General features: G+C 50.6%; 7 protein-coding genes and 1 pseudogene (1 of these 8 only partly in view). 6 read left to right on the forward strand and 2 right to left on the reverse strand.

Annotated features, from left to right (window positions below; all coding sequences use genetic code 11):
- Positions 1-14: 14 nt before the first annotated feature.
- The 6 genes from COV46_08845 (at position 15) to argH (ending at position 7,320) form a co-directional block, all read left to right on the forward strand.
- A complete protein-coding gene (locus tag COV46_08845) occupies positions 15-314 on the forward strand; it encodes an Asp-tRNA(Asn)/Glu-tRNA(Gln) amidotransferase GatCAB subunit C (GenBank protein PIR16343.1) in 300 nt (99 codons plus the stop codon).
- A 10-nt stretch (positions 315-324) separates the two neighbouring features.
- Positions 325-1,752, forward strand: coding sequence for an Asp-tRNA(Asn)/Glu-tRNA(Gln) amidotransferase GatCAB subunit A (locus tag COV46_08850; GenBank protein ID PIR16344.1), 1,428 nt, complete (start codon positions 325-327; stop codon positions 1,750-1,752).
- A gap of 39 nt (positions 1,753-1,791) precedes the next feature.
- Positions 1,792-3,213, forward strand: a complete 1,422-nt coding sequence (locus tag COV46_08855) for an Asp-tRNA(Asn)/Glu-tRNA(Gln) amidotransferase GatCAB subunit B (protein PIR16350.1) — start codon at positions 1,792-1,794, stop codon at positions 3,211-3,213.
- A 4-nt stretch (positions 3,214-3,217) separates the two neighbouring features.
- Entirely contained in the window at positions 3,218-4,255 is a 1,038-nt protein-coding gene (mtnA, locus tag COV46_08860) for an S-methyl-5-thioribose-1-phosphate isomerase (GenBank protein PIR16345.1), read from the forward strand.
- A gap of 508 nt (positions 4,256-4,763) precedes the next feature.
- Complete coding sequence (locus COV46_08865; GenBank protein ID PIR16351.1) at positions 4,764-6,014, forward strand: argininosuccinate synthase; 1,251 nt, start codon at positions 4,764-4,766, stop codon at positions 6,012-6,014.
- Positions 6,015-6,018: 4 nt separating this feature from the next.
- Positions 6,019-7,320, forward strand: coding sequence for an argininosuccinate lyase (gene argH, locus COV46_08870; GenBank protein ID PIR16346.1), 1,302 nt, complete (start codon positions 6,019-6,021; stop codon positions 7,318-7,320).
- A 66-nt stretch (positions 7,321-7,386) separates the two neighbouring features.
- Here the strand turns inward: argH and COV46_08875 are convergent, their stop codons facing one another.
- Both COV46_08875 and COV46_08880 read right to left on the reverse strand, forming a co-directional pair.
- The gene (locus COV46_08875) at positions 7,387-8,163 is read right to left on the reverse strand and encodes a hypothetical protein (GenBank protein ID PIR16347.1); all 777 of its coding nucleotides are present in this window, start codon (positions 8,161-8,163) and stop codon (positions 7,387-7,389) included.
- Positions 8,164-8,188: 25 nt separating this feature from the next.
- Positions 8,189-8,634, reverse strand: a pseudogene (locus COV46_08880) (D-lysine 5,6-aminomutase subunit alpha) (it continues 487 nt past the right edge of the window).

Raw genomic sequence — 8,634 nt, forward strand, 5'->3', positions numbered from 1 at the left:
GCGAAACTGCTCGCATGTCAAAAATAAGCAAAGAGACGGTTGAACACGTGGCGGGGCTTGCAAACCTCAAGTTTTCGCCGATCGAGCTCAAAAAATATACCGAAAAATTCGCAAGCGTCCTCCATTACGTGGAAAAACTGGATAAATTGGACACCAAGGGCGTTGAACCGACATCTCACGCGATAGCGAACGTGTCGATGACCCTTCGCGAAGATAAGGCGGTAGATTTCAAGACAGCCGACGATATCTTAAAGGACGCCCCGGCAAAAGAAGGAAGGCTTATTGAAGTGCCGAAGGTGATAGAAGAGAGTTGACTAAGTTGATATGGGAATAAGAGAGATACATAATAGACTGATCAAGGGCGAGACGACCTCTGTTGCGCTTACCAAAGAACACTTGAATAAGGCGAAGACCTCCAAACTCAACACATTCATCACCGTCTGCGAAGAGAGGGCGCTTGTACAGGCCGAGGCCGCAGACAAAAGAATAAAAGAAGGAAATGCGCTTCCCCTCACCGGCATTCCCTTAGGCGTTAAGGATCTGCTGACAGTAAGGGGCGTCAAGACCACCTGCGGTTCAAAGATACTTGAAAACTATATTGCACCTTACAGCGCCACCGTTGTGGAAAAACTTGAAACGGCCGGCGCCGTTATCTTGGGAAAGCTTAACATGGACGAGTTCGCGATGGGCTCATCCAACGAACATTCGGCCTTTGGCCCCGTTAAGAACCCGATAGACGAAACAAGGATACCCGGAGGCTCGAGCGGCGGGAGCGCTGCGGCGGCAGCTGCTGGAGAATGCATAGCGACCTTAGGCACGGATACCGGCGGTTCGATAAGACAGCCGGCCGCCATGTGCGGAGTTGTTGGGCTAAAACCTACCTATGGCCGCGTCAGCCGCTACGGTCTCACCGCATTTGCTTCATCGCTCGACCAAATAGGACCTCTGGCGGCAAATGTAGAAGATGCGGCGATAATGCTCGAAACCATCTCCGGCCACGACCCGAAAGATGCAACATCTGTCAATAGGCCCGTTCCCGACTACACCGTTGCCCTAAAAAAAGACGTTAAAGGCCTCAAGATAGGCGTTCCGAAGGAATATTTTATTAAGGGCCTCTCTGAAGAGATCGGATCTTCGGTTAAATCCGCTATTGAAGAACTGAAAAAGATGGGGGCGGAGGTGAAGGAAATATCGCTTCCTCACACGGATCATGCTCTGGCATGTTATTACATAATCGCACCCGCCGAATGTAGCGCGAACCTTGCGCGTTTTGACGGCGTTCGTTATGGAAGGCGCGCGAAAGATGTAAAAGACATAAAAGAGCTCTATGAACGTTCCCGCGCCGAAGGTTTTGGCCCGGAGGTGACACTCCGGATAATGGTCGGGACCTACGTCCTCTCTTCCGGCTATTATGACGCCTACTATCGAAAGGCGCAGTGTGCGCGCACGTTGATAACCAAAGATTTTACGGAAGCATTCCAGAGGGTCGATGTTATAATGACGCCCACGACCCCCACAACGGCCTTTAAGCTCGGCGAAAAGACGGACGATCCGTTGCAGATGTATCTTTCGGATATATTCACGATACCGGTGAATTTGGCGGGGCTCCCCGCCATGTCGATGCCGTGCGGAAAGGACAAGCTGGGGTTGCCGATAGGGATGCAGATAATAGGCAGGCATTTTGACGAAGAGACTATTTTAAGGGTGGGATATAATTATGAGGCAGGAGGCGGGAGGCAAGAAGCAAGATAAATTCCTGCTTCATGCATCTTGTTTCCTGCTTCGGCAAATATGAGCTACGAGACAGTAATAGGACTTGAGATCCACGCGCAACTTTTAACAGAATCCAAGATGTTCTGCTCGTGCAGGACCTCGTTCGGCTCCGAACCAAACACGCACATCTGCCCCGTCTGCACCGGCCAACCCGGTGCCCTCCCGGTTGTCAACGCATCGGCGGTGGAATTTGCGGTCAGGGCCGGCCTTGCCACGAGTTGCCGCATCAACAACACGAGCATCTTCGCCAGAAAGAACTATTTTTATCCCGACCTCCCTAAAGGATATCAGATATCGCAACATGATAAGCCCCTCTGCGAACATGGCTTTATAAATGTCCCAAACGGGGGGCGCATTTCCATCACACGCATTCACATGGAAGAGGATGCCGGAAAGTTCCTCCACGAAACCGGGAACGCCGAGACCAGTCATGTTGATTACAATCGAAGTTCTATTCCGCTCATCGAAATAGTTTCAGGCCCGGACATGCGCTCGCCGGCCACGGCTATAGCCTATCTCAAGGCGCTTCGGAATATCCTTATGTACCTCGAAATATGCAACGGGAACATGCAGGAAGGCTCATTTAGGGTCGATGCGAACATATCCATAATGCCGAAGGGTTCAGATAAGTTCGGCACCAGAACAGAGCTCAAGAACATGAACTCATTTAGGGCTATCGAGCGCGCGCTCAACTTTGAGATAGGGCGTCAGACAAAGGTCCTGGAGGGCGGCGGCAAGGTAATACAAGAAACTCTTCTCTGGAACGATGGAAAAGGGGTTACTGAATCGATGCGTTCCAAAGAAGAGGCGCACGACTATCGCTACTTTCCCGAGCCGGACCTGCCCCCACTTATTATCACCGACGAATGGATCGAGATGGTCAAAAAGGGTATTCCCGAACTGGCAGAGGCAAAGGCGGCCCGGTTTGTGAAGGACTTGGGTATACCCGAATACGATGCGAACGTCCTGACGCAAGATAAAGCACTTGCCGATTATTACGAAGAGACCATAAAGAATTTTAATTCACCCAAGAAGATATCGAACTGGATAATGACCGAGCTCCTGCGCGAAATTAAGAACGGTGAGGCAGATCTTAGCGAATGCAAGATAAAGCCTCAGGCGCTTGCAAAACTTGTGGAGATGGTAGAGACCGGAGCGATAAGCGGCAAGATAGGCAAGACGGTCTTTGAAGAGATGCATGCGTCCGGCAGAAAGCCCGAAGAGGTGATAAAAGAAAAGGGCCTTGCGCAAGTGTCGGACACATCCGCCATAGAAAAGATAATAGACGAGGTCCTTGCAAATAATGCCGGCAGTGTTGCAAAATACAGGTCGGGAAAAGCGGGGCTCTTCGGGTTCTTTGTAGGTGAGACAATGAAGGCGACCAAGGGCCGGGCTAACCCCAAAGTGGTGAACGAGATATTGAAAAGGAAACTAGGATAAAAATATGCCCATAATAAGAACAATCGAATGGAAGGACGACAAGGTAATAATGATAGACCAGCGAAAGCTTCCGTTGCAGGAGGTCTACAACACCTACGGTGATTATAAGGCCGTGGCGGACGCCATAAAGCACATGGTGATAAGGGGGGCCCCGGCCATAGGCGTTGCAGGTGCCATGGGAGTTGCCTTAGGCGCCATGGGAAGCGCCGTCAAGACGTTCGACGAATTCTATAAAAGGATAGTCAGGATCTGCGAGGTGATCGATTCCACAAGACCTACCGCCAGAAATCTTTTCTGGGCCACCGAAAGGATGAAGGCGGTCTGCCTCCTTCACAAGGAGATGTCCGTTGATCAATTGAAACAGCGACTCAAGGACGAGTCGTTGAAGATATTTCAGGAAGATGTGGATGCCTGCGAAAAGATAGGGAATAATGGCAAGATATTTTTTAAGGACCGCGACAACGTTCTTACACATTGCAACGCCGGGGCCCTTGCAACCGCGGGCACTGGAACCGCCCTCTCCGTTCTTTACGCGGCACAGGAGGACGGAAAGACGCTTCATATATATGCCGATGAGACGAGGCCCCTTTTGCAGGGGGCGCGCCTCACCGCGTGGGAGCTCCAGAAACACGGCATGAACGTTACCGTCCTTACCGATAACATGGCCGGCTACATGATGCGCAACGAAAATATAAGCAAGGTGATAGTTGGTGCCGACCGGATAGCCACCAACGGCGACACCGCAAATAAGATAGGGACCTTCCCCGTTGCGGTGCTTGCAAAGTATCACAATATACCTTTCTATGTTGCGGCGCCTACTTCGACCATAGACCTGACAAAGAAGGACGGCAGGGAGATCCCCATAGAAGAAAGGGACGCGCACGAAGTGACCCACATCTTAAATCAGCAGATAACCCCTTCGCACGTAAATGTAAGGAACCCGGCGTTCGATGTGACACCTGCGGAGCTTATCACCGCCATCATAACCGAGAACGGAATTGCCGAGGCTCCATACGATAAGACTCTTAAAAACCTGAGTTGAGAATCTGAGCCCTCTCTATACTGCCCCCGATTAAAGGTGGGTAAAAAATTAAGCTTAAATTGAGGATGAGAAGGAGAGAGTTATCCATAGAGCACGCAAACCACAAGACGAAACCAAAAAACCACAAGACGGACTCAAAAGCGACGGGAATGCCACACTTTTGAATATGCCCGTGTCGCTCATATTCAATAATTTCAAAATGTTATCACGATTCAGCCAGCGCACCCCAAATGAGTCTGTCTTGTGGGTTTTCGGACGCAGCATTGCTTATGTTTCGCCCGATGATAATGATGGAAATTTGAAAATGTGGGAAAATACAGATTAGCCCGGATGGGGTCCCCTATTTCAACTTGACACCGTTGCTAATGGGTGACCCCCTAATGACCCCATAACCATAGATAATAGCGCTTGACAGGGGTTATTCATGCATATATATGCACCTAATCATTAGATATGCATATTTTATGCATATAATATGCAAAAGGAGGCCGTAAAAATGACACAGAACGTGAAAAAGGTGGTGGTGGCGTATTCGGGCGGACTCGACACATCGATAATAATCCCATGGCTAAAAGAAAGATACAACTGCGAGATAGTCGCATACACTGCCGATATTGGTCAGGGCGAAGAGCTCAACGGACTGCACGAAAAGGCAAAACTTTCCGGCGCAAGCAAAGTGTACATAGATGACCTGAAAAAAGAGTTCTTAACGGATTACGTATTCCCGATGATCCAATCCGGCGCCGTCTACGAAGATAAATATCTCCTTGGCACGGCTATAGCAAGACCCCTTATCGCAAAGAAGATGATGGATGTGGTCGAAAAAGAGGGAGCAGATGCCGTCTGCCACGGATGCACCGGCAAAGGCAACGATCAGGTAAGATTCGAACTCACATATAAAGCATTCGACCCGACGGTGAAGATCATCGCCCCGTGGAGACTCTGGGACATAAAGTCAAGAGAAGATGCTATTAAATATGCCGAAGACAGGCATATTCAACTGACCGTTTCGAGAGAGAAGATCTACAGCCACGATTCGAACATCTGGCACATCTCCAGCGAAGGCGGAGCGCTTGAAGACCCGTGGAACGCACCGCCGGATGAGGTCTACTCAAAGACCGTGTCACCGGTTAAAGCGCCGGATGAGCCGGGTTTGGTAGAAATATCGTTCAAGAGCGGTGTTCCCGTGGCCCTTAACGGGACCGGCATGGAACCGGTAACGCTTTTGGAAACACTCAACAAACTAGGTGGAAAGCACGGCATAGGGCGGGTCGATATGGTCGAGAACAGGCTCGTCGGCATGAAATCCAGGGGCGTTTATGAAACACCGGGCGGGACCATTCTCTGCGCCGCGCACAAAGAGGTGGAGTCGCTCGTCCTTGATGCCGCAACGATGCACTACAAGGAATCGATCGCGCCAAAATATGCCGAGCTTATCTACAACGGTCTCTGGTTCACGCCTCTAAGAGAGGCCCTCGACGCCTTCGTCAAAGAGACCCAGAGGAACGTAACAGGCGACGCAAGGGTCAAGCTCTACAAGGGAAACTGCATGGTGGAAGGAAGAAGGTCGCCCTACTCTCTCTACAGAGAAGACCTTGCAACTTTCGGCAAAGAGGATATATACGAACAAAAGGACGCCTGCGGTTTCATCAATCTTTACGGACTGCCCATAAAAGTAAGGGCCCTTCTTGAGATGGGCAAGGAACTGCATCAGATGGGATATCAGGCACCGAAGTTCAGCAGGTTCAAAAGGGATTGATCTTATGGCCGTATGGAGTTCGAGAATAAAGGAGAGCCCTTCGGATATAATGAAACGGGTGAATAACTCGCTTGCCATTGACATCCGGCTTCTCCCCTTCGACGCAAGGCTCACTCTTGCGTGGGGCGAAGAGATCTCAAGACTCGGCATTCTGAACGAAAAAGAGCTGGGAGCGATGAAGAAGGCGCTTCCTTTGATCGTTAAGAAATATTCGGGCCACGGAGAGCTTCCCGATGATGAAGATGTGCATTCGCTCATTGAGCGGGAACTGACAGAAGCGGCCGGGAACGTCGGCAGAAAGATACACCTGGGCAAGAGCAGGAACGATCAGGTGGTGACAGGACTCATGATGTTCCTGAAAGAGAGCGTTACCTCCGTAAAAAGATCTCTTTTGGCCCTTGGACTGGCTCTCACCGAATCGGCGGAGAAGAACACCAGCGTCGTAATGCCGGGCTACACCCATTTAAGGCAGGCCCAGCCGGTAAGGTTTTCGCACTATCTTCTTTCATTCGCGGCAATGGTGGAAGAGGATATCCGCAGGCTCGACTCTTATACAGAAAATGAGCTCTCGGAATGCCCGCTTGGGAGCGGCGCCTTTGCCGGGACCACGCTTAAGATCGACAGAGACTCTCTTGCCAAAAAGCTGGGGTTCAAAAACGCGTCGCTTAACAGCATAAAATCGGTCAGCGACCGCGCGTTTGTCATCTCCCTTGCCTCCATTCTTTCGATAATCGCGATGCACCTAAGCCGCTACGCCGAAGACCTCGTCATCTGGAGCGGCTGCGAGTTCGGATTCTTGGAGCTTCCCGCATCGACCACCACCGGAAGCTCCATGATGCCACAGAAGAAGAATCCCGACTCTCTCGAACTGATAAGGGCCCTCACAGGCAGGACCAATGCTGCCCTCACGGGACTCCTTACCATATCGAAGGGGGTCCCTTTAACGTACGCAAAAGATCTTCAGGACGATAAGAGGTTCATTTTCGACTCTATCGACGCTGTCTATGATGGCGTCAGGTTATTTACAGAAGTTATCGAAGGCGCAAAGTTCCGTGCCGATAAAATGACATCTTCTATAGAAACCGCCGCACTCGCAACGGACGCGGCGGACCTCCTTGTAAGCGAAGGCATCCCGTTCAGACAGGCCTATGAAAAAGTGGCATCAAACATCGAAGGCATAAAAGAGCTCAACATCACACCAGAAAGCTCCGTTGAAAGAAGGGGCGCTAAGGGCGGAACATCACGATCTTCCGTTAAGGAACAGATATCATATTTTAGGAAGGTATTCGATAGTATGTCTTCCTGAGGCCGAAAGGCCGAAGGATCTCCCGAATATATTTACTGGGGATCCTTCGCTTCGCTCAGGATGACATCAATTTTGAGCCAGTTTCTTCACTATAAAAGTTGCCACATGCTCGGCATAGGTGCCACGCCCGAATCCTGCGTCAAATCCAAGTTCCAGCGCAAGTTTGTGGCTTATCCTGGGGCCGCCCACAACGACAATGAACTTGTCGCGGAGTTTCTCCGCCTCCAAGAGCTCCACAAGATTCGTCAGATTATGTATGTGGGCATCTTTTTGAGTGACTATCTGTGAAACGATAATGGCATCGGCCTTGTTTTTCTTTGCGAACTCAATGAGCTTTTCGTTGGGGACCTGAGCGCCAAGATTATGGGCGTTCATCATCTTATAACGCTCTAGCCCAAAATGATGGTTATATCCCTTCATGTTCATGATGGCGTCGATACCTACGGTATGCGCATCGAACCCTGTAGCCGCCCCGACTACCATCACTTTGCGGCCTATCTTCTCCTTGATGAAGGCGTTGACGGCGTCCATCGTCATGACGTCGTCGTGATAGACGTTCTGCTCCACATGCACCTGATCGTAATCTATCCCCGTCTCGGTCTTGCCGTAGGCGACAAAGAAGGTAAAGTCGTCCGAAAGAGGCTCTGCGTGGACGATGTCGCATGTTGCAAAGCCCAGCTTCTGCACGAAGAGCCTTGCCGCTTCGTGGGCCTTGGGTGAATCGGCTACCGGAAGCGTGAAGGACAATTGCACCGCCCCATCGTTCAAAGTATCGCCATATGGTTTGATCAGCATATAAATTCGTTCATCCTGAGCCGGTAGAAGGACGACGATCGTACTCATCCTTCGACAAGCTCAGGATGAGCGGTCACTTGACCATAAGTTCTTTTACCAACAATTCTTCCACCGGGTTCCAGTAATCTTTACCCTTTGCCACAACACCGTCAAGGCCCTTGCCGCCGCCGCGCATGCGTTTGACCTCGGCGAACATCCCCTTTTCTATCGCGCGGAAGAGCCCCGCTTTTTTGACGCCATCAAGGAACTTTAACGTCTCGTCCAACACCTTTTTTGCGCGCGTGACTATTATCCCGTTCTTCTTGAACTCCATCTCTTCCGAAAGTCCTTCGATATTGTTCATCACATATTTAGCATTGTCGATGGCCAAGAAGCGGTCCTGCAGATAAGGGGTGTGAATGGCCTCTGTAAGCATTCCCAAGAGATGGATCCCCTGGTTCGTTGCCTTGGAGACAAAATTAAAGAGCGTATTCACGGCATATCCTTTGAACACGTTGCCGTTCATGAACTTGGTCGGCG

The sequence above is a fragment of the Deltaproteobacteria bacterium CG11_big_fil_rev_8_21_14_0_20_49_13 genome (genome assembly GCA_002796305.1).
In the GTDB taxonomy this organism is placed as follows: Bacteria; UBA10199; UBA10199.